19 protein-coding genes are annotated in these 21,764 nt (G+C 36.8%); 17 read left to right on the forward strand and 2 right to left on the reverse strand.

What is annotated here, in order from left to right; genetic code table 11:
* The first annotated feature begins 88 nt into the window (after positions 1-88).
* From ACYT6F_RS13830 to ACYT6F_RS13890, 13 genes are all read left to right on the forward strand, one after another.
* On the forward strand, positions 89-1,036 hold the full coding sequence (locus ACYT6F_RS13830; RefSeq protein WP_472598232.1) for an electron transfer flavoprotein subunit alpha/FixB family protein: 948 nt from the start codon (positions 89-91) through the stop codon (positions 1,034-1,036).
* A 206-nt stretch (positions 1,037-1,242) separates the two neighbouring features.
* Positions 1,243-1,842 carry a bifunctional nuclease family protein gene (locus ACYT6F_RS13835; RefSeq protein WP_472598233.1) on the forward strand — a complete coding sequence of 200 codons (600 nt, stop codon included), beginning with the start codon at positions 1,243-1,245 and terminating at the stop codon, positions 1,840-1,842.
* Between the two features lie 17 nt (positions 1,843-1,859).
* Positions 1,860-3,242, forward strand: coding sequence for a nucleoside permease (locus ACYT6F_RS13840; RefSeq protein WP_472598234.1), 1,383 nt, complete (start codon positions 1,860-1,862; stop codon positions 3,240-3,242).
* A gap of 113 nt (positions 3,243-3,355) precedes the next feature.
* Positions 3,356-3,901, forward strand: a complete 546-nt coding sequence (locus ACYT6F_RS13845; protein WP_472598235.1) for an RNA polymerase sigma factor — start codon at positions 3,356-3,358, stop codon at positions 3,899-3,901.
* Positions 3,879-4,589, forward strand: coding sequence for a hypothetical protein (locus tag ACYT6F_RS13850; RefSeq protein ID WP_472598236.1), 711 nt, complete (start codon positions 3,879-3,881; stop codon positions 4,587-4,589). Before ACYT6F_RS13845 ends, ACYT6F_RS13850 begins: the two co-directional genes overlap by 23 nt.
* A gap of 79 nt (positions 4,590-4,668) precedes the next feature.
* On the forward strand, positions 4,669-5,763 hold the full coding sequence (locus ACYT6F_RS13855; RefSeq protein WP_472598237.1) for a hypothetical protein: 1,095 nt from the start codon (positions 4,669-4,671) through the stop codon (positions 5,761-5,763).
* A gap of 148 nt (positions 5,764-5,911) precedes the next feature.
* Positions 5,912-6,295: a hypothetical protein gene (locus ACYT6F_RS13860; RefSeq protein ID WP_472598238.1), complete on the forward strand. Its 384-nt coding sequence runs from the start codon at positions 5,912-5,914 to the stop codon at positions 6,293-6,295.
* A gap of 98 nt (positions 6,296-6,393) precedes the next feature.
* Positions 6,394-7,572: an acetyl-CoA C-acyltransferase gene (locus tag ACYT6F_RS13865; RefSeq protein ID WP_472598239.1), complete on the forward strand. Its 1,179-nt coding sequence runs from the start codon at positions 6,394-6,396 to the stop codon at positions 7,570-7,572.
* A gap of 367 nt (positions 7,573-7,939) precedes the next feature.
* Positions 7,940-9,475 (forward strand): MFS transporter, encoded by a 1,536-nt coding sequence (locus ACYT6F_RS13870; RefSeq protein ID WP_472598240.1) that lies wholly within the window; start codon positions 7,940-7,942, stop codon positions 9,473-9,475.
* A 159-nt stretch (positions 9,476-9,634) separates the two neighbouring features.
* Complete coding sequence (locus tag ACYT6F_RS13875) at positions 9,635-11,806, forward strand: M12 family metallo-peptidase (RefSeq protein WP_472598241.1); 2,172 nt, start codon at positions 9,635-9,637, stop codon at positions 11,804-11,806.
* Between the two features lie 191 nt (positions 11,807-11,997).
* Complete coding sequence (locus ACYT6F_RS13880) at positions 11,998-12,924, forward strand: mevalonate kinase family protein (RefSeq protein ID WP_472598242.1); 927 nt, start codon at positions 11,998-12,000, stop codon at positions 12,922-12,924.
* 10 nt (positions 12,925-12,934) lie between these two features.
* Complete coding sequence (locus ACYT6F_RS13885) at positions 12,935-13,864, forward strand: UbiA family prenyltransferase (protein WP_472598243.1); 930 nt, start codon at positions 12,935-12,937, stop codon at positions 13,862-13,864.
* A 63-nt stretch (positions 13,865-13,927) separates the two neighbouring features.
* Positions 13,928-15,097: a proline dehydrogenase family protein gene (locus tag ACYT6F_RS13890; protein WP_472598244.1), complete on the forward strand. Its 1,170-nt coding sequence runs from the start codon at positions 13,928-13,930 to the stop codon at positions 15,095-15,097.
* A gap of 67 nt (positions 15,098-15,164) precedes the next feature.
* On the opposite strand, the gene ACYT6F_RS13895 is transcribed toward ACYT6F_RS13890, so the two are convergent.
* Positions 15,165-15,713, reverse strand: coding sequence for a helix-turn-helix transcriptional regulator (locus tag ACYT6F_RS13895; protein ID WP_472598245.1), 549 nt, complete (start codon positions 15,711-15,713; stop codon positions 15,165-15,167).
* An 839-nt stretch (positions 15,714-16,552) separates the two neighbouring features.
* Between ACYT6F_RS13895 and ACYT6F_RS13900 the strand changes: the two genes are divergently transcribed.
* On the forward strand, positions 16,553-17,662 hold the full coding sequence (locus tag ACYT6F_RS13900; protein WP_472598246.1) for a M14 family zinc carboxypeptidase: 1,110 nt from the start codon (positions 16,553-16,555) through the stop codon (positions 17,660-17,662).
* Positions 17,663-17,749: 87 nt separating this feature from the next.
* Here ACYT6F_RS13900 and ACYT6F_RS13905 read toward each other — a convergent pair whose 3' ends face one another.
* Positions 17,750-18,259, reverse strand: a complete 510-nt coding sequence (locus ACYT6F_RS13905; RefSeq protein WP_169230688.1) for a DUF4920 domain-containing protein — start codon at positions 18,257-18,259, stop codon at positions 17,750-17,752.
* 569 nt (positions 18,260-18,828) lie between these two features.
* On the opposite strand from ACYT6F_RS13905, the gene ACYT6F_RS13910 reads away from it, so the two are divergent.
* The 3 genes from ACYT6F_RS13910 (at position 18,829) to ACYT6F_RS13920 (ending at position 21,745) form a co-directional block, all read left to right on the forward strand.
* Positions 18,829-20,244, forward strand: coding sequence for an APC family permease (locus tag ACYT6F_RS13910; protein WP_472598247.1), 1,416 nt, complete (start codon positions 18,829-18,831; stop codon positions 20,242-20,244).
* Positions 20,245-20,441: 197 nt separating this feature from the next.
* Positions 20,442-21,047 (forward strand): SatD family protein, encoded by a 606-nt coding sequence (locus ACYT6F_RS13915; RefSeq protein WP_472598248.1) that lies wholly within the window; start codon positions 20,442-20,444, stop codon positions 21,045-21,047.
* Between the two features lie 2 nt (positions 21,048-21,049).
* On the forward strand, positions 21,050-21,745 hold the full coding sequence (locus ACYT6F_RS13920) for a DUF3307 domain-containing protein (protein ID WP_472598249.1): 696 nt from the start codon (positions 21,050-21,052) through the stop codon (positions 21,743-21,745).
* Positions 21,746-21,764 lie beyond the last annotated feature (19 nt).

Raw genomic sequence — 21,764 nt, forward strand, 5'->3', positions numbered from 1 at the left:
CAATTGATGTAAAGTGTATTGTTATTCAGTGTATTACAGTTAATTGAAAATCTTGAATCTTGAACATTAAACCTTAAACAAATTTAAAATGGCAGTATTCGTATACGCAGAAAATATAAACGGAGTTTACAAAAAAGCAGCCTTTGAAGCAGTTTCTTATGCCAAAGCTGTTGCAGATCAGGCAGGAGATACCGTGACCGCGATTTCCGTAAACCCAACAGATTCTTCAGATTTGTTATACAAGTATGGAGCATCAAATGTAATCAATATCAAAGACGAAGGTCTTAAAAATTTCTCGGCAAAAGCCTATGCTCAGGCAGTAAGTGAAGTAGCAAACGGAAATATCATCGTTTTTCCTCACACTACTGATGCTTCTTCCATAGCTCCGATGCTGGCTGTAATGAACGGGAATTCTTTAATTACCAACGTATTATCTGCTCCGGAAAGTCTTTCACCATTCCAGGTAAAAAGAAGAGCTTTCTCAGGAAAAGGATTTATGCATGCGAAAGCTGAATCGGCGGGTGTTATCATTACCGTTTCACAAAACGCTTTCGGAGTTAAAGAAAACCCGGTTTCAGGAACAGAAGAAGTGAAAAATCTCTCTGTTGCCAATGAAGACACGAAAGTAATCTCCCATGAGCAGAGCTCAGGAAAACTGGATCTTAAAGAAGCTGAAGTGGTAGTTTCTGCAGGAAGAGGAATGAAAGGTCCTGAAAACTGGGGAATGATCGAAGATCTTGCAAACGTTTTAGGAGCTGCAACAGCGTGTTCCAAGCCGGTTTCTGATATAGGTTGGAGACCTCATACAGAACACGTAGGACAGACTGGTAAAGCAATTTCTCCTAATTTATATATTGCCGTAGGTATTTCAGGAGCCATTCAGCACCTTGCCGGAGTAAACTCTTCCAAAACTATTGTTGTCATCAACAGCGACGCGGAAGCTCCATTCTACAAATCGGCTGATTACGGTGTAGTAGGAGATGCCTTCCAGATTATTCCTGCATTAACAGAGAAAATTAAAGCTCTTAAAGGATAAGAGAAGTCAATTGTGAATAGTCAATTGCTGCGCTTGTTAATATTTTAATTATTATTTAAAATCCATATTGCAAGCAGAAGCAACAGACTTTAAAATAAAGTTCACAATTTACCGATCATTAATTCACCTATAAAAGCCCGTTTTGGGCTTTTATTTTTGTCTAAAAAGTAAAAAAAACTTTCAAAAATTAATCTATATTTGTACTTATGGATTATAAACAGCTAATTATTCGCGGAATATCGTACAGCCAGACCCAATCAGGAGCGTACGCATTGTTATTGGAACATGAAGAAACACATATAAAATTACCTGTTGTTATAGGAAATTTCGAGGCACAATCCATTTCTCTTGGTCTGGAGAAAGATATACATCCGCCTCGCCCTCTTACACATGATTTATTTACAAAATTTATCGTTTCTGCCAATTATGAACTCGTTTCCGTTATCATCTATCAGATTGTTGACGGGGTGTTCTTTTCAAATATTAATTTTAAAAATAAAACCACAGAAGAAGAGCTTATTCTTGATGCAAGAACTTCTGATGCAGTGGCCATGGCTGTGAGATTTGATGCTCCCATTTTCACTACACAGCAGGTTCTTAATGAAGCAGGTATTCTTCTGGAACTGGAAGATGTATCCAAAGAGGAAGAAACATTTTCTGAAACAGTAAATACGGAAGACAGCCTCAGATCAGTTTCCATGGAAGAACTTCAGAAATTATTGGAAGAAGCCGTAAAAGAAGAAGATTATGATACTGCCTTGGAAATCCAGGAAGAAATCAAAAGGAGGAAAAAGAAAATCGATTAAGAGATATTATATAAAAAATGAATTTAAAACTACGACTTACCATCCTTAGTTTTCTTCAGTTCTTCGTTTGGGGAGCCTGGCTGATTACAATGGCTAATTTTTGGTTCGGTACAAAACATTGGGACGGGGCACAGTTTGGGGCTGTTTTCGGAACCATGGGGATTGCTTCCATTTTTATGCCGACCATTACGGGAATTATTGCCGACCGGTGGATAAACGCAGAGAGAATATTTTCTGTCTTGCAGATCCTTTACGGTGTGGTTCTTTTCTATTTACCACATACGGAAAATCCAACCTCTTTCTATTATGTAATGCTTGTTGCCATGTGTTTTTATATGCCTACTATTGCACTGGCAAATTCTATTTCTTATACTGTTTTAAAGAACAGCAATCTGGATGTAGTAAAAGATTTCCCACCCATCCGTGTCTGGGGAACAATTGGTTTTATCGTAGCAATGTGGGTAACCAATCTTACGGGAAATAAAGCAACCGAAGGACAGTTTTACATTGGGGGAGCCGCCGCTATTCTGTTAGGGATCTATGCATTAACCTTACCAAAATGCCCGCCTCAGAAACTTATCGATAAGGATGCTCCTGTTACTGAACAATTAGGATTAAATGCCTTTAAGCTGTTCGGAAACTATAAAATGGCATTATTCTTCGGATTTTCAATGCTTTTGGGAGCTGCATTGCAGTTGACCAACGCGTATGGAGATGTTTTCCTGAGTGAGTTTTCACATTTTCCGAAATATGCTGATTCCTTCGTAGTTCAGCGGTCTACAATTGTGATGTCTATATCACAGGTTTCCGAGACCTTATTTATTTTGGCAATTCCTTTCTTTTTAAAACGCTACGGAATCAAAAAAGTAATGCTGATTTCCATGATCGCATGGGTCCTGAGATTCGGATTCTTTGCTTACGGAAGTCCTGAAGGATATGGTGTTACGCTAATTATTTTATCCTGTATCGTCTATGGAATGGCTTTCGACTTTTTCAATATTTCCGGATCCCTGTTTGTGGAAACAACAACAAACAAAAAAATCCGTTCTTCAGCTCAGGGGCTATTTATGATGATGACCAATGGTTTCGGTGCGTATTTTGGGAGCAATATCGCGGGTTGGGCTATTGATAAATTCTTTACCCATAAATTTACAAATGCTTCAGAATTAGCAGCCCATTTGGATACCACAACCAATAATGCAACGTTTCTTGATATTCTTAAAAACACATTCAATTCAGCCGTAAACGCAGACGGAACATTATCTACTGCGGTAATGTTGAGAGACTGGCCGAATATATGGATTGCTTTTGCAGCATATGCATTAATTCTGGCGGTTCTGTTTGCTGTTTTGTTTAAGCATAAACATAAGCCTGAAGAATTAGCAGATATTAAACATTAATTTTCGTATTAATAATGAATATGTTAGATTGCACTTTTAAAGAAAGTGCAATTTTTTTATTTTTAAAGGCAACTATTTAGCAAACATTCCGTCTTATAGATAGAAACAGATACATGAAGCATTTAGAAGAGCATTTCAAAAGGGCACAAAAACATGATCGCAAAGGGCAGCAGGCACTTTACGAAATGTTTTCGGCAAAAATGCTGGCCATTGCAAATTCTTATGTTAACAATATTCATGATGCAGAAGATATTGTAATGAATTCTTTTTTCGTCTGTTTTTCGAAGATTGAAGAATGCAGAGAATGGAAAAGTTTTCCTTTTTGGCTTAGAAAAATAGTGGTTAATAACTCCATCAATTTTATCAGGAAAAGCAAAAATATCCTTTACTCAGATGTTGAGATGAACGAAATTGAATATCATGAACCTGAATGGAATGACGAAGATGAGGATATAAATCTTGATGAAATTTTTTCTAAAATGCCCGACGGATACAGAATCGTTTTTAATCTTTACGTTTTTGAAGAAAGGAAACACCATGAAATCGCAGAAATTCTTAACATTTCCGAAGGCACCAGCAAAAGCCAGCTAAGCAAATCCAAAAAATGGATCACTGATTTTTTAAAACAGAAAAGGGATGAAAAACAATATGCTAAATAAATTAAAATCCGATTACGAAGAGCTTGAAATAAGGCCATCTTCCGAACTTTGGAGCAGATTAGACGAAAAGCTCAGTAAGACGCCTGAAAAAGTCAAGGAAAAGCCTTTTCAATGGTGGAAATATGCTGCCATACTATTGCTTTTTGTTTCTGTGGGTGCCGGGTTCTATTTCAATACCAACAAAAGTGCTTTTAATTATAAAGAAACCGACTACATTGTGAAAAAGGGGTTAGAAAAGACCGTCAGCCCAATCAATCCAGAATTTCAAAATCAAGGCAGTTACAAGGAGCCACAGGTTATTCCTGTAAAATCTACTGATGTTCACGTCGCGCTTAAGGATGAGAAAAAAGAGACCAATTCAACTTTAAATACTAAGAAAAAAGCAAAAGTACCGGAAACTGTAATTTCTGAAGTCGAAATACAACAGTTTGCGCTTAACAAACCTGAAAAAATAGAAATTGCTCCTGCAAAAATAGACAGCCATACACCGGTGATCGTGCAAAATAAAACGACAAAACCTGTTTATATTAATTCAAACGAACTGCTGCTAGGAAGAGAGTTTGATAAAACCAGGGAAAGTTCTCAGAAAAATGATATAAAATTCGGGATTTTTAATTTTGAAAAACCTAAGCCCAAAGTGGAAAATGTAACCGTTCTCGGAGTAACTGTTTACGTAGACCCCAAATAAAAAATTATAATCTTTTACAAAATAAATGACTGGCCATACAATGGCCAGCGCTAAAACAGTGTCTTAAAAAATTACTTATATGAAAACAAAAATTGCTTTAATGACGGCCTTTATGGCATTTTCATATGCATTTTCACAGGAAAATCCACCGGTGAATACAGCGCTTAAAAGTTATTCAGGGAAAATCGACAGCATTGTGGTTTCGGAGAAAATAAAAATGAATAAAGAACTGGATGATGTTGATAAAGATTTTAAAAAAAATAAAATCGGGGCAGATGAAAAACAGAAGCTCAGAGCTGATATTGCTTCAAAATATGAACAGTCTATCAATGAAAAGATAGATGCCCACAAAACAGAATTTGAGGAGGCTACCCGGGAGATGGTAAAAGATGCTGTATTGAAACCCATTGATTCGCTTAGAAAAGATAAAAATCAAATAGTGATGGGGCTTGGAGGGATAAAAATACGAATGTCCGAAGATAAAGTAACGCCTGCCGATTATCTGAAATCATGGGAGTATTCCGTGGCGATTGTCGGGACAGGTTATACAACAAAAGACAAGCCTTTCGGTTTTTTGAATAATACATCAGAATTCAAAAATACAATTTTCAACTCTGCGGTATACATGGTACGCTATGAAAATCAGTTCGGAGGTTTGAGAAGTCCTGTCTTTTATCGGGTTGGGCTTGGATACCGCTGGGATCAATCGAAGGCCAAATACGGAAAAACTTTTACTCAGGAAAATAATATTTTAGACATTAAAGATTTTACAAAAGGAGACCTTAAAGACACGCATATCAATAACCATTATCTTTTTATTCCTATTGATTTTAGATTTGTACTTAATCCTAAGTACGTAGAGTATAACGGGACAAAATATTTAGACAATAAAACCGGCCAGTTCAGTATTGTTGCCGGAGTCTATGGTGGAGTAAGGGTTGCCAGCAATATCTACAACCGCTATTCTAATGACTACAGCAAAAGAATTGTAGAAAGAGAAACGATCAATCACGGGGTTAATGATCTGATTTTCGGAGCGAAATTAGGAATAGGGTATGCGGGATTCAATATTTATGTTCAGAAAGATTTTACACCTGCATTTAACAATAATACAACCCTTACCCACAAATACGGACTTCAGATTGGTATAGAAGTAATGAATATTAATTTCTGATTATCCAATGATTTTGGTTTTATATTACATAATAGTTAAATTTTTATTAATTGTATTATCATTCATGAATGATTGGTGAATAAAATTTAGTTTTCAGACACACTTCTTGTAAGTGTGTTTTTTTTTGTATTTTGGCACTTTAAGATTTATGAAAAATATTCAGTTATTAGGATTGATATTGGTCGTGGCAGGAAGTTTTCTGCCGCTTGTTCACGTTCCCGTGATCAGTAACTGGAACTACTGGAAGCTAGACCATTTTCTGGCCATTGCTTGCTGGGCTCTTGCCTCAGGATCACTTTTCGGTATCGTTAATAACAGTACCAGGACCGCAAGAATTTTTGCTGTTCTGCTGGTTATATTATTTTTATTTACCCTGTTTGCAGTGAAATTTCAGGCTTCGCAGTATTTCAGTTTTATGCCGTTTAAATCATGGCAGAACAAACTTGCCGGTATCGTGAAACTGAAATGGGGCTGGATCATTGAGTTTGTAGGAGCTTTCATCATCATTTTTTCATCCAGAAAAAAAATATGATTGATTCTTATAATAGTAATGATACATACAAACACAGGCATAAATTTTAAAAGTTTAAAATTGTAAAGTATATTTAGAATAAAAATAGAATTATAAAAATGAAAGAAGTATTCATTGTTTCTGCAGTAAGAACCCCGATGGGAAGCTTTCTCGGAAGTTTATCAACGGTTCCTGCTACAAAGCTGGGAGCTGTTGCCGTAAAAGGCGCATTAGACAAAATCAGTCTTGACCCGAAACAGGTTCAGGAAATCTATATGGGAAATGTGTTGCAGGCTGGAGAAGGGCAGGCTCCTGCACGTCAGGTTGCTATCGGAGCAGGACTTTCAAACGAAACACCTTCAACTACTGTAAATAAAGTTTGTGCTTCAGGGATGAAAGCCGTAACCATGGCTGCACAGGCGATAAAAGCAGGTGATGCTGATGTGATCGTTGCCGGAGGTATGGAAAACATGTCTTCGGTTCCACACTATTACAACGCAAGAAACGCAACCAAATTAGGTGACGTAAAAATGCAGGACGGAATGGTTTTGGACGGACTTACAGACGTTTACAATAAAGTTCACATGGGAGTTTGTGCAGAAAAATGTGCAACAGATTACAGCATTTCAAGAGAAGAACAGGATAATTTCGCTATAGAGTCTTATAAAAGAGCTGCAAAAGCATGGAATGAAGGAAGATTCACTGATGAGGTTGTTCCGGTAGAAATTCCTCAGAGAAAAGGAGAGCCTATAGTTTTTGCTGAAGACGAAGAATATAAGACCGTAAATTTCGACAGAATTCCTACGCTTCCTACCGTATTCAAAAAAGAAGAAGGAACCGTAACGGCTGCCAATGCTTCTACTTTAAATGACGGAGCTTCCGCTTTGATCCTTGTTTCTAAAGAGAAAATGGAAGAATTAGGACTTAAGCCATTAGCAAAGATCATTTCTTATGCAGATGCGGCTCAGGCTCCTGAAGATTTTACTACAGCGCCTTCAAAAGCTTTACCGATTGCTCTTAAAAAGGCAGGCTTAGAATTAACAGATATCGATTTCTTTGAATTTAACGAGGCTTTCTCTGTAGTAGGTCTTGCCAACAATAAAATTCTGGGATTAGATGCTTCTAAAGTGAATGTAAACGGTGGAGCAGTAGCTATTGGTCACCCGCTTGGAAGTTCAGGTTCAAGAATTATTGTTACCCTGATCAATGTCTTAAAACAGAATAACGGTAAATACGGTGCTGCTGCCATTTGTAACGGTGGAGGCGGTGCTTCCGCAATCGTTATTGAAAACATATAATACTTTATGAAATTTAAATTTTCTATAGCTGTTTTTTTAGTTGGATTTTTAATAACTCTACTCGGTGCGTGGCTAAAAATTACTCATATGTCAGTTGGGCCTCTCAATGGAAATGTAAGTCTGACAATTGGTACAATTATTCAGATTGTAGGGGTTATATTACTAATAATTCAAATAGTAATAAGTAAAAAAAGTTAAAAGACTCTTTAAATCAATAAATTTAAGAACCAAAAGCATTCGTGTTTTTGGTTTTTTATTTTAAATACTAACTTAATTTTAATAAATTAATAAAATTTACCTCAAACAAAATAAATACATTAGAATATTCGATCCTTTTCCTATTTTTGTGCTACTAATATTATTTGAAATGTCTGAAATTGAGAACCACGAAACTCAAAACATAAAGAATAATCCGAAGATTATGAAAGCCTGGGCAGTCTATGACTGGGCCAATTCAGTGTACTCCTTGGTTATTACTTCCACAATTTTCCCGATTTACTATTCTATTCTTACCACTGCGTATGAAAAGAAAGAGTATGTTGAAGAAACAAAATCATGGATCGATGTTCCGGTGAGGCATATGATCACCATTTTCGGAAAAGAATATCAGCCGGATGCCGTATACGGATATTCACTCACGATTTCTTTCTGCATCGTGGTATTGTTGTCTCCTTTTCTGTCATCATTGGCAGATACCATCGGTAATAAAAAGTCTTTCCTGCAGTTTTTCTGTTATCTCGGAGCGACATCCTGTATGGGACTGGCGATGTTCACAGGAATGCATAATGTATTTCTAGGTCTTCTTTTCAGTATAACCGCAAGTGTCGGGTTTTGGGGAAGTCTTGTATTTTACAACTCGTTCCTGCCGGATATCGCGACTCGGGACAGGCAGGACGCACTATCTGCAAAAGGATATGTTTACGGTTATATCGGTTCAGTAGTATTGGTTATTATTTGTCTTCTGTTGATACAGGTTGTCGCAAAAGGAGACCCGGAAAAGCAGTTGCTATTCACAAGAGTAAGCTTCCTGCTTACAGGAGCCTGGTGGTTTGGATTTTCACAATATACTTTTAAGCATTTGCCACAGTTTGGAGATGTAAAAGAGAAGCTTCCAAAAGACCTGGTATTATTAAATTATAAAAATATCTTTAAAAAACATGAAGAGCAGGGTGGTTTTTTTGAAGTTTTGAAAGATAACCTGTGCTTCTATAAAGATATTGGGAAAGAAAGTTTTAATGAACTCTTCAAAGTAGGAAGAGAGCTTTTCAGACACAGGAACCTGAAATTTTTCCTGTCCAGCTTCTTTTTTTACAGCGTAGGGATGCAGACTATTTTCCTGATGGCAACTTTATTTGGGAAAAGTGAAATCAACCTTCCGCAGGATAAGCTCATAGGGACGCTTCTCATTATACAGATCGAAGCCATTATTGGAGCTGTAATCTTCTCAAGACTATCAAGAAAAATAGGAAATAAAAACGTCATCTCAATTGCCGTTGTATTGTGGATTGTAGCCTGTATCTGGGCATATTTCCTTAATAAAGAAAATCCTACGGTTGAATATCAGTTTTACGGTGTTGCAGCCGTTGTAGGTCTTGTAATGGGCGGTCTACAGGCAATGTCAAGATCTACCTATTCCAAACTCCTGCCGGAAAACTCTATGGAGAATACTACTTTTTTCAGCTTCTATGACGTATTGGAGAAAATTGCAATTATTGTAGGAACCTTCGTTTTCGCATTATTTATTGACAAGTATGATTCTTTACGAGCGATCTTTGCTAAAATTGATGTCATGCTTCCATCTGCTTCAGGGATGAGGTTTGCAGCCTTTTCGATGGCCATTTTCTTCTTTGTAGGATTGATTCTCATTAGATTTTTGAGACTCAATACCCCGAAAAATGAATAAAAAAAATAAATACAGGGAAGAGACGCTTACAACAGCGTCTTTTTTTTTATCCGAGAATATCTGTTAAATTAAGCTTATTATTATATAATACATATCATATTAACAGTAATAATGCCTTTTTTTTTGTTTATTTGCAAATTGTTAAATCTATTAAAAATAATGATAAAAAAGCTACTAACGATCTGCATATTACAATGTGCAGTATTTGGTTTTTCTCAGAGCCTTCGTCCCGTCGCTGCGAAAGTTTCAGAATACCATGCTCAAAAGAAAACTTTTGAAAAATATACTCTGTTTACAATCAACGATAATTCAGAAAAACTCGCTGAGTACAAAAGGGCAGCAACAGATATTTCTGTCCTGGCAGTTGATCATAAACAACTAAAAAAGCTCGTTCACGACAAGCCGGAATACCTGGAAGTTTCTTTTCCTTTCGACGGAAAACAAATCACAATGGAACTTTACAAAAATGAAATTTTCACAAGAGATTTTAAAGTGACGACCAGCAAAGGAGAAATAGTTGATTATACTCCGGGAGTTTATTATCAGGGAATTGTAAAAGGTGATAATCAGTCGGTGGTGGCATTCAGCTTTTTTGATACTGATATTGTAGGGGTAGCCTCTACACCCGAATTGGGAAATATTGTTGTAGGAAAAGCAAAAAACTCTGCTGATTTTGTCAGCTACTCAGATTCCAAGCTTACCGGTCTGAATCCCTTTATCTGTGGCGTAGATGAGCTTTCAGAAAATCAGAATCAGAAAATATCTTTTGATCCGAATGCACAAAAAAATGCGGGAAAGGTAATGACGCAGAACTGCGTGAGAATCTATTACGAAGTGTGCTACACACCTTACCTAAACAACGGTTCAGATACTACAACTACGGCGAACTGGCTAACAGCAATTCATAACAATATTGCCACACTGTATAACAATGATGATATAAAAATTGCTTTAAATGAGATTTATATCTGGACTACTGCAGATCCTTATACAGGAAATCCAAATGCTAACCTCGCAAGCTTCAGAGCAAACAGGCAGACTTTCAACGGTGATCTTGCACACCTTGTCAACCAGCCTTCTACAACAAGTGTAGCCTATGTAAATTCACTGTGCACAACAAGCAGGCACGCTTATTCAGGAGCTTCCCAGACTTATAGCAATGTTCCTGTTTACTCATGGACGATTGAAGCAATGACTCACGAAATGGGACATAGTTTAGGCTCTCCTCACACCCACGCCTGCGCATGGAACGGAAATTCTACAGCAATAGACGGATGCGGAGTTCAGGCAGGATTTCCGGAAGGAACATGTCCTACAGGACCTATTCCTGCACCAAACGTGAAGGGAACAATTATGAGCTACTGTCATCTGGTTCCGGGCGTAGGAATTAATTTTGCAAACGGTTTCGGACCACAACCTGGCGCCTTGATCAGAAATACAGTGGATTCAAAACCATGTCTAGGTATGAACTGTACAGCCGCTTGTGGAACTACAATTTCAGGACTTTCCGTCTCTAATATTACCCAGACTTCTGCCAGTGCCACTTTTAATGACGCGACATCGCTTTCCTGGAAGTACAAGCTGACAAAGTTTGACGGAACTCCTGCGGCGAGCGGAAATATTACCACTCAATCTGTAAGTTTCTCAAATCTTCAGCCGGCGACCTATTATCTGCTATCCGTAGGGACAGACTGCTCGGCATCATATCAGAGAACACAGTTGTTTATAACTGATGCTAATTGGTGTGATGGAGCTGTTTTCACAGATACAGGAGGAACTGCAGGAAATTACGGCGACAGCCAGACCATCATAAAAACATTTTATCCGGCATCAGGAGCTCTGTCTATGACTTTCACGGAATTCGGGCTCGAGCAGGATTATGATTTCATGTATGTTTATAACGGACCATCTACAAGTTCACCAATGTTTTCTAACGGAAATGGTTTAACAGGAGCAACTTTGCCGGGAACATTTACTTCCACGCATCCTTCCGGTGCCATCACCGTAAGATTTGTTTCAGATGAATTAGAAAATGATATCGGCTGGAAGGCCAATTTTTCATGCTCGGTACTGGCTGTTGAAGATGCTAATATCAAAGATAATGCTGTAAGCATTTATCCTAATCCGGCTAAAAGCACGATAACGATCTCTTCTAAAGAAGCTTTAAAATCATTTAAAATTTTTGATGCATCTGGACGGCTCATAAGATCAGAATCATCATTAAAGGGAAGCAGGTTGGACGTTAATATCTCCTCCATGCAGACGGGAAATTATGTGATAACCGTGGAAACAGAAAAGCAGAAAGTTACCAAGAAATTAATAAAACAATAATTTTAAATATTTTATAATATAAGCCTGATTATTTCAGGTTTTTTTATTAACTTTAAGATAAGAAATCGAATTTTTTAATATTTTAAAAATCAATATTGATAACGAATGTTAAAAAAACATCAGAATTCGGCTCAGGTTTTGCTTATATTCAGGAGAATAATTTTACATTTGCAAAAAATTTATTAAACTAAATGACAAACCCATTATTTTACGCAAAAATTCTTTTGTTCGGAGAATACGGAATCATTGAAGATTCCCAAGGTTTGACATTACCTTATAGCTTCTATAAAGGTACCCTCAAGTTCTCATCATTAGATTCCGAATTTGAAAAAGAATCTAATGAACATCTACACAAATACGCTGAATATCTTGAAGATCTGAAGCTTCCCGAAAATTTTGAACTCAATGTTTCAAAGTTTAAAGAAGAAATTTCTTCCGGGTTATTCTTCGACAGCAATATTCCTCAGGGATATGGAATCGGAAGCTCAGGCGCACTGGTTGCCGCTATTTTTGAGCGATATTCTGTTTCTAAACATGAACCCGAAAATATTTCCAAAGATGAGCTAAAAAGTCTTAGACATGTTTTTGGCTTGATGGAAAGCTATTTCCACGGGAAAAGTTCCGGAATTGATCCGCTCATCTGTTATATGAATCTTCCGATTTTAATCGAAAGTAAAGAAAGTGTTGATAAAGTGGCAATTCCTGCAAGCGAAGCCGGAAAAGGTGCCATCTTCCTTATTGATTCGGGGATGACCGGAGAAACCGGACCGATGGTTCAGATTTTCTTTGAAAAAATGAAAACCGAAGGTTTCAGAAAGACGCTGAAAGAAGAATTTATACGATACAACAACGCATGTATTGATGCTTTTCTGAAAAAAGATATGAATCCTTTCTTCAGAAATCTTAAAAAACTTTCTTATTGGGCTTACGAACATTTCAGACCAATGATTCCGGAAAGCTTATTTAATGTATGGAAAAAAGGTCTTGATTCTAATGCTTACTATCTAAAACTCTGCGGAAGCGGTGGTGGAGGCTATATTTTGGGCTTTACCAAAGATTACGAAAAAGCGGAAAAAATGCTTGACGGCTTCAATAAAGAAGTCATATACAGATTCTAAACAACCGGAAATGGATTCTGAAAAAGAAAATTTCCAGGAGAAAAATCATACTAAAAAATCTCTTATTTACAGATTTTCACAATTTGTGGGCTTTCTTTTGGGAGCTCGCTTTTTTGTTGCGGCACTCCTTACATTAGCACTGTATGTTTCAACATTCTTCCTCTTTAATCAGGATGAGAGCTTCAGGAAATTTGTCTTTGATTTTAAAGTTCACGGTATTATTTTCTGTACCGTGATTACCATTCTGGCAGGAGGTATCATCAATCAGTTTTATGATTTTGAAAAAGATCATATTGTAAAACCTTTCAGGACAAGGATTCAGAGTTTCATCAAGCAAAAATATTTTCTTTACGCTTATCTTATTCTGAGCGCGGTTTCTTTAGGTGTTGCCTGGATGATTTCCCATAATGTATTTATCTTTTTTATTGTTTACCAGTTTTTTATGTGGTTCTACAGCCACAAGCTGAGCCGCATTTTAATTCTCAATAACCTTACTTTTGTCAGCCTTACGTTATATCCTTTTTTCGGAATGATGGTGTATTATGAAACATTTTCAAAAAAAGTTCTCCTGATGGCTGTGTTTCTTTTCCTTATCTTATTATGCATTGATATTGTGAAAGATACTCTTACAAAAAGCGTGGATAAAGCCTTCGGCTATACAACGATCCCAAATTATTTTAGTAATAAAACGGCAGATGCAATCATTGTTTCATTGCTGATGGTTACGATGGCTGTTTCCATGAAGTTGATTCTGCGAACGGGAATTGCGGGATTTATGGCGTATTATTTTGCGGCAGGTCTTTTCATTTTTATTCTTTGTATTTATCTCATTATCAGTCATTCCAGAAGAAATCATTTTTTTATCATTAATATTCTCAGATTTTGGGTTTTTGCAGGAATTATCGCCATGCTGCTGAGCGGACTGGAGGGCAAATTGTAGTAAAATTTCTTTAAAAAACCTGCGGTTATTCTTACCTTTGCAGAACCTTAAATTATATAAGTAATGCCCATTTTTAACGATACTAAAATCGCATTTGCAGATAAATCTGATGCACAGTTAAGAAAAGCGTATTGGATGTTCAAGATGATTGAGCAGCCTTCACTCACAAAAGTAGGAACTTCTCTTCTTAATTTCACCGTTCACAATAATTTTCCTTTCGTCACCGGAATCGTAAAAAGAACCTTGTTTGAGCAGTTTTGCGGCGGCGAAACCCGGGAAGAAAGTATGAAAGTAGTAAAACAGCTTTTCAAAAGAGGCGTAGGAAGTATTTTCGATTATTCTATTGAGGGGAAAGAAGATGAAGAAACCTTTGATGCAGTCTGTACAGAGATTAAAGATATCGTAAGATTTTCTGTGGGAAATCCTGCCATTCCTTTTATTGTATTCAAGCCTACTGCATTCGGAAGAATTGATTTGTATGAAGCGGTTGGAAAGAATGCCGAGCTTACCTCCAGCCAGAAAGAAGAATGGGAAAGAGTGGTGAGAAGATTTGATGAAGTATGTAAATTATGTCACGAAAATGACAAAAAAGTAATGGTAGATGCTGAGGAAACATGGATGCAGGATGCAGCCGACCAGCTTTGTGAAGACATGATGGAGAAATATAATCAGGAAAAACCTATCGTCTGGAACACCATTCAGATGTACCGTACCGGAAGGCTTGAGTATATGGAAGAGCATGTACAAAGAGCAAGAGCGAAAGGATATTTTATCGGCTACAAGATCGTTCGCGGTGCTTATATGGAAAAAGAAAGAGCCAGAGCTGCAGAGAAAGGATATCCGGATCCGATTCAGCCGACTAAAGAAGCGTCGGATAAAAATTATAATGCCGGAATTGATTTTGTGATGAATCACCTTGATAAAGTTTCCGCATTTTTCGGTACCCATAATGAAATCTCCTCTGAGCTTGTAATGGACAAGATGAAGGCGAAAGACCTTGAAAATGGCAATAATCACGTCTATTTCGGACAGTTATACGGGATGAGTGATAACATTACATTCTATCTTTCTGATAAAGGTTATAATGTTGCCAAATATCTTCCTTACGGCCCGGTAAAAGATGTCGTTCCTTACCTTACAAGGAGAGCACAGGAAAATACTTCCGTAGCCGGACAGACCGGAAGAGAACTTGGACTTATTAAAAAAGAACTTGAAAGAAGAAATAACAAATAAATTTCTCTTTTGTAAAATAGAAAGCCTTACATCATTTTGTAAGGCTTTTTTTATATAAAATTTGCAGCTAAGGTTCAAAACTCTCAAATTTTCCGTTTTCGTAAAAAATAACAATGCGTTTTATTGCAACGCCTTTATTTTCAGATGATCGAATAGCGTTTGCAGGAATATAATTTTCTAATCGCTGAGAATCGGATATTTTCTCTTCAGCTTTACTTTGATGCGCTATAAACGATTCTGTAGGAATTTGTTTCGGAGCCTCTATTTCACTTTCTTCCGCACCAAAATCTTCATCATCATTCATCATCGTAAAAAGATCGGGAAGAGAGGTCGGCTTAGATTTTTCCTCCTCAGTAATATCAGGTACTTTAGTTTCTGTTTTATCAATTTCCTGTAAATCCGATTTCAGCATCTGGCCTTCACCGGTTACAAGCCAGTCCCAAAGAATTTCAGGAAACCGGGATTTTATTTTGATAATAAATTCCAGGGAAGGTTTGTTTCTTCCGGAAGTCACATGCGAAATAGAAGAACGCTGTACATCGATTTCATCAGCAAACTCAGAAGGCGTCAAGCCTGAATATTCGATGACCTTGGAAATTCTTTCATTTAAACTCATAAATAAGCATTTCAAACACTTTACAAATGTAAAAATAAAATTTACAATTGACAAATACAAATGTAAACGAAAATAAGATTTATCAGTATACAACTGTAAATTAATATATTGCTGGTTTTCAGTATATTATATTTATACTAATTAGATGCAAGAATTATTATTTAACAAATTTTCCACATATGCTCCTTCAGAACGTTTTACTTAAAGTAATACATTAAGTAAACTCTTTAACAATAAAACTCCGGTTTTGTGATGATAGATATCTTAGTATTTATCGTTAATACCAATGTTTTTATCCTGTTGATCGACAAGAATAGAGTAGAAGCACGTAAATATCTGATTAAACGTAATAAGTATATTTTTATAGCTCTATTTAGATGTAGAAAGCAGTTGTCAAATACCATTATTAAAGAGATTTTGCATATCTGTATCAAAATAAGATACGATAAATTTTCTCTATTGCCTATTTAATTTACATTTTTAAAATGTCATTAAATCTCAAGAAAAAATTAATTTAAAATTTCTAAATTATCAACAATTAACATTTGTATATTGCTGTATTTTTATTTTTTTCCACAGCTTAACTTGTTTAAGAGAATTACGCCCAAATGTAGATAACTATACATTTCATCACTTAAAGTAAGTATGAAATTAAAGTTTAATTAAACTTTATAAATATCTGACTTTAAGTATATTATTATTTACTCATTAAATTATCAGTAATCCACAATTTTATCCACAGACAAACTGTCAATTTACACCGTTTAATCATGTTACATATGTTAATTTTATTTTCTAATAAAAAATGGTTAAATTTGACTCTTGTAAATTATTACACAATGAACTTTGAACAGATTTATCAGCAAAATCCTGATTTCCCAAATCGCTATATTTCCCCTGAAAATTTATTTTCGTACCTACGCAAGAATCTCGGAGATTATATTCGGGAGATCGGAACATCTTATTTAGGCAAACCTGTTTATCAGTTGACAATAGGAAAAGGAAACATTAATGTTCTTGCCTGGTCGCAGATGCACGGAAATGAATCGAATGCCACCCATGCCATGCTAGACCTGTTTTTTTCTTTAGAGAAGGCTTCTGATTTAAGAGATGAACTGTTTGATAATATACAACTCGACTTTATATTCATGCTCAATCCGGACGGATCTGAAAGGTGGACCAGGCTGAATGCCTCAGATATTGATCTGAACAGAGATTTCCATAATGAAGCCAGTAAAGAAATCAAATTGCTGAAAGCAGCTGTTTCAAATAAAAAATATGATTACGCACTGAATCTTCACGAGCAGAGAACAATTTTTACTACAGACGGTATTCACCCGGCTACTCTTTCGTTTCTTGCTCCCTCTGAAAATGTTGAACGTACCGTTACCGAAAACAGAAAGAAATGTATGGCTGTTATAGCCGGTATTTATACTCATTTGAAGGAAATGATCCCAAACCAGATCGGAAGATATTCGGATGAATTTTACCCTGCTTCTACAGGTGATAATTTTATCAAAGCCGGAATGCCAACGATTCTTTTTGAAGGCGGTCATTTTGCAGATGATTACTCCAGAACAGGAACCCGGAAATATTATACCATTGCTCTTTATTATGCGTTAAAAACAATGATCGAGCTAAATTCTGATACAGAAGGTTGGGAAGCTTATCTTGAAATTCCGGAAAATAAAGAAACACATTATGATATCATCTACCGCAATGTAAAGCTCAATACGGACCATGAATGTGTGCTGGATATTGCTGTTCAGTACCGGGAGGTAAAAGAAGAAGGAAGAGAGGAAATTTCTTTTGTTCCGTTTGTGATGGAAGTAGGTGATGTAAAACAGCGCAAAGGATGGAAGGAAATAGACTGTACCGGTAAAAAATTTATTTGCCCGACTAAATATCCTAAATTGGATGCAGAGGTCAATTTTCTCATTGAAGATTAAAACGCAAAAGCGGAACCGAAGGTTCCGCTTTTGTGTTTAAGATTTTTCTTCTGTTTACAGAAATGATTTATTATTATAGAGAAACTCTTAGTTAACAACCTTGATTCCATTGGCAACAAACCTGATCTCTTCTTTCGGAGCTTTGATGGCATCGATTTCGGATTGTGGTTTTTTAGCATCTTCCGCGTAATGCTTCTGCTCATCCACAGAGGTTACTTTTCTTTCGGCAGTACCTTCTAATACTACGTTTTTCCCTTTTAATGCAGTCGGTACGAAGAATGCATAATCCTTCATTTTCACGAAAAACTGAGAATTATCTTCCGTCTGGATAGTCAGCCAGCAACCTTTTTTATCACATACGTCAGTTACCTTACCTTTTACGGCAACGTTCTCTACCTTTTTGTCACTCTTTTTTAGTTTTTTGCTTAATTTATCTACGGAAATTGCCTTAGACTCTGCATTGGAAGCAACGCCTCCTCCGTAAACATCACCTACAACAGCATTTCCTGCAGGCGGACCGGATTTTTTTGATTCCTGTGCAAAAGCAAAAGTGGAAACACTAACTGCTACTGCAAATAATAATGATTTGAATTTCATATTGATTTTTTTTCAAAAGTACTAATAAAATCTGAATCTTAAAACGGCTGTAAACTTGATAAAAAGCAGGTTAGCTTTTCAGCCAATTAATTCGCTATTTCTTAATTCTTTTTAACGCAACGCTCACAAAGAAATCAGCCAATTATCCTGCATAATCCTTTCATAATGGCGTTTTACTCAGCAAAGACATAACATCCACTGCTATCATTCGCTGAATTAAATATGTTTGGGCTCAAAAATATCTCATAGTTATTCAATAAACCCTTTCAAGCATTAAAATACACAAGATTCCCAATTTTTAACGCAACGCTCACAAAGAAATCAGCCAATTATCCTGCATAATCCTTTCATAATGGCGTTTTACTCGGCCAAGGCATCCCCACATAATACACTGCTATCATTTGCTGAACAGAGTGCCCTTGCGCTCAAAAATAAGGTTCTCATTATTAAAATAACCCTTGCCCCCTTAGCGTTTAAAAAATACACCTTTCAATCATATTTTATCTTAATTCAAAAACAAAATAAAAACTAATTCTATAATTATCTATATTTGAAGCCTATACTTCACTATGCAGAAAAAACTAAAACTTTGGGACGCCATCATGCTGGTAATGGGCTCAATGATCGGAAGCGGAATCTTCATTGTCAGCGCAGACATGATGCGTAACCTCGGGTCAGGCTTCTGGATGATTGTTGTCTGGGTCATCACAGGGATCATGACGGTTGCTGCGGCCATAAGCTACGGCGAACTTTCAGCACTATTTCCGAAAGCGGGCGGACAGTACACCTATCTTAAAGAAATATTTGGTAAAAGAATGGGATTCCTTTACGGATGGGGGCTCTTCACAGTGATACAAACCGGTACCATTGCTGCCGTTGCAATGGCATTCGGAAAATTCACAGCCTACCTTGTTCCGGTTCTCAACGATGCAGCCCCAATTTTCCAAAGTGGCGAATTTAAAATCACATGGATTCAGATGCTTGCCATCGCCATTATTCTTTTGCTTACCTACATCAATACAAAAGGAGTAGAAAGCGGTAAATTATTGCAGAATATCTTTACAGGCTCAAAAATTATAGCGTTATTGGGATTAATTGCTGCAGGATTTATTCTGGTAGACATTTCTCATCTGGCGGAAAACTTCAGCTTAGGATACAAATCTTTCAGCAATCTCAGCAAAGACAGCCTCGGAAACTTTCTGAAAGAAGGCTGGGAACCTATCGGAGGAATGACCCTTCTTGGGGGAATTGCCGCTGCTATGGTCGGTTCTGTCTTCAGCTCCGTAGCTTGGGAAAGTGTGACATTTGTTTCAGGAGAAATTGAAAATCCTAAAAAAAATGTCGTTAAATCCATGATCTACGGAACAACAGCCGTTATGATCTTATACATCGCCGTTAATTATGTTTACCTGAATGCACTCGACAGAGATTCCATTGCATTTGCAGAAAATGACAGGGTAGCGGTGGCTGCTTCACACTTTATTTTCGGAAGTGCGGGTACTGCCATTATTGCTGTCCTTGTGATGGTCTCCACTTTCGGATGCAACAACGGGCTGATTCTCGCGGGAGCAAGAGTTTTTCAGACAATGGCCAAAGACGGAATGTTTTTCAGACAGGCAGAGAGAAATAACAAAAATGAAGTTCCGGAGAATGCACTGTGGATGCAGGGGATCTGGGCTTCGATATTATGTCTCAGTGGCCAGTACGGAAACCTTCTGGATATGATCTCCTTTGTTATTGTATTATTTTACATGATTACCGTTTTCGGAGTTATTTATCTGAGATTTAAAAAACCGGAAATAGAAAGGCCTTACAAAACCTGGCTGTATCCTTTAACACCTGTTATCTATCTTCTGATCGGTACGGGATTCTGTATTCTGCTGCTGATCTACAAACAGCAGTACACCTGGCCGGGATTCGTGATGGTTTTGCTCGGGCTTCCGGTGTATTATTTTATCAATCGTAAAAATAAAGTTCAGGAATAAATGATCAAAGTGTTTAATTGTTAAACACTTTTTATTTTTTTAGGAGCTGATCCGGCTTGCAACGGAGATTGACATTTCCCAAAGATTCAGACCTTAAATCATTAAAATTGATAGACAAACATGCAGCAATATGCAATATCTATAAGTCTATAGGCTTATATTTTTTATTTATAAGTAATTATGCTTATATTTGCAGAATGATAGCGGTCATTACCGGAGATATTATTAATTCACAGCATGCGGATACGGAAGTTTGGATTACCAGACTTAAAAATCTTCTCGAAAAGTGGGGAAGTGCTCCCCAGACATGGGAAATCTACAGAGGCGACGAATTTCAGTTCAAATGTAATATTGATGATGTCTTCTGGCGTTTTTTAGCGATTAAATCACTCATTAAAAGTCAGGAAAACTTAGATGTACGAATGGCTATCGGTATTGGTGAGGAAAATTTTTCTTCCGATAAAATCACCGAATCCAACGGAACCGCTTACGTGCATTCAGGAAGATTACTCAATGATCTTAAAAATGACGGACACACTGTTTCCGTAAAAACTTCCAATGACTCTGTAGACAGAGATCTTAATATTTTACTCAAATGGTCTTCTAGAGATTTCGACAACTGGACGATGGCTACTGCCGAGATTATCCATGAAATGATCATGAATAAGGAAATTACACAGGAAGATCTGGCGAAAAAATTTGCCATCTCACAGTCTTCGGTAAGCCAGAGGCTGAAGCGCGCCAACTACGAGCTGATCGTGGAAACCAATCAATATTTCAGAAAGAAAATAGCAGAACTTTAAGCATGATTTTTATTAAGCTCATATTGGCACATTTACTCGGAGATTTTATTCTACAGCCAAATTCATGGGTTATAGATAAAGAAAGTAAAAAACTGAAAAGTATATATCTGTACTTTCATGTACTTATTCATACTATATTGAGTTTTATCTTTCTTTGGGATATACAGCTTTGGTGGGTAGCCGTTTTAGTAGGTATTTCACATTTTATAATTGATGCTGCAAAACTGAGCTTTCAGACCGTTCAAAATAAGAAGAGCTGGTTTTTTGCAGATCAGGCTTTGCATATTTTAGTAATCGCAGGAATATCTTTTTATCACAACGAATTTAGTTTTGATTTTGTAAAAGATCTTAACATTTTAAAAATATTAGGAGCTGCTTTGTTTTTAACGACACCGGCTTCTTTAATCATAAGAATATTGCTGTCATCGTGGACTCCGGCTCCGGAAACGGCGGGCAATATCCAGACCGAATCATTATCCAATGCCGGAAAGTATATAGGAATCCTGGAACGTCTTCTTGTATTTACTTTCATTGTGGTAGACCATTGGGAAGGTGTAGGATTTATGGTCGCAGCAAAATCAGTGTTCAGGTTCAGCGATCTGGCACAGGCTAAACAGAGAAAACTTACGGAATATGTACTCATCGGTACGCTCCTGAGTTTCGGGATAGCAGTTTTAACGGGAATTATAATCAAATAAATATAAATCTAATAAAGAC

The organism is Chryseobacterium sp. NG-CE01, from assembly GCF_055695505.1.

Bases quoted from the DNA above. Each gene is read 5' to 3' on its own strand.
- ACYT6F_RS13860 (WP_472598238.1), top strand. From the start codon at position 5,912: ATGAAAAATATTCAGTTATTAGGATTGATATTGGTCGTGGCAGGAAGT.
- ACYT6F_RS13835 (WP_472598233.1), top strand. From the start codon at position 1,243: ATGGATTATAAACAGCTAATTATTCGCGGAATATCGTACAGCCAGACC.
- ACYT6F_RS13920 (WP_472598249.1), top strand. From the start codon at position 21,050: ATGATTTTTATTAAGCTCATATTGGCACATTTACTCGGAGATTTTATT.
- ACYT6F_RS13870 (WP_472598240.1), top strand. From the start codon at position 7,940: ATGTCTGAAATTGAGAACCACGAAACTCAAAACATAAAGAATAATCCG.
- ACYT6F_RS13885 (WP_472598243.1), top strand. From the start codon at position 12,935: ATGGATTCTGAAAAAGAAAATTTCCAGGAGAAAAATCATACTAAAAAA.
- ACYT6F_RS13890 (WP_472598244.1), top strand. From the start codon at position 13,928: ATGCCCATTTTTAACGATACTAAAATCGCATTTGCAGATAAATCTGAT.
- ACYT6F_RS13910 (WP_472598247.1), top strand. From the start codon at position 18,829: ATGCAGAAAAAACTAAAACTTTGGGACGCCATCATGCTGGTAATGGGC.
- ACYT6F_RS13865 (WP_472598239.1), top strand. From the start codon at position 6,394: ATGAAAGAAGTATTCATTGTTTCTGCAGTAAGAACCCCGATGGGAAGC.
- ACYT6F_RS13840 (WP_472598234.1), top strand. From the start codon at position 1,860: ATGAATTTAAAACTACGACTTACCATCCTTAGTTTTCTTCAGTTCTTC.
- ACYT6F_RS13875 (WP_472598241.1), top strand. From the start codon at position 9,635: ATGATAAAAAAGCTACTAACGATCTGCATATTACAATGTGCAGTATTT.
- ACYT6F_RS13915 (WP_472598248.1), top strand. From the start codon at position 20,442: ATGATAGCGGTCATTACCGGAGATATTATTAATTCACAGCATGCGGAT.
- ACYT6F_RS13830 (WP_472598232.1), top strand. From the start codon at position 89: ATGGCAGTATTCGTATACGCAGAAAATATAAACGGAGTTTACAAAAAA.
- ACYT6F_RS13895 (WP_472598245.1), bottom strand. From the start codon at position 15,713: ATGAGTTTAAATGAAAGAATTTCCAAGGTCATCGAATATTCAGGCTTG.
- ACYT6F_RS13900 (WP_472598246.1), top strand. From the start codon at position 16,553: ATGAACTTTGAACAGATTTATCAGCAAAATCCTGATTTCCCAAATCGC.
- ACYT6F_RS13850 (WP_472598236.1), top strand. From the start codon at position 3,879: ATGAAAAACAATATGCTAAATAAATTAAAATCCGATTACGAAGAGCTT.
- ACYT6F_RS13845 (WP_472598235.1), top strand. From the start codon at position 3,356: ATGAAGCATTTAGAAGAGCATTTCAAAAGGGCACAAAAACATGATCGC.
- ACYT6F_RS13905 (WP_169230688.1), bottom strand. From the start codon at position 18,259: ATGAAATTCAAATCATTATTATTTGCAGTAGCAGTTAGTGTTTCCACT.
- ACYT6F_RS13855 (WP_472598237.1), top strand. From the start codon at position 4,669: ATGAAAACAAAAATTGCTTTAATGACGGCCTTTATGGCATTTTCATAT.
- ACYT6F_RS13880 (WP_472598242.1), top strand. From the start codon at position 11,998: ATGACAAACCCATTATTTTACGCAAAAATTCTTTTGTTCGGAGAATAC.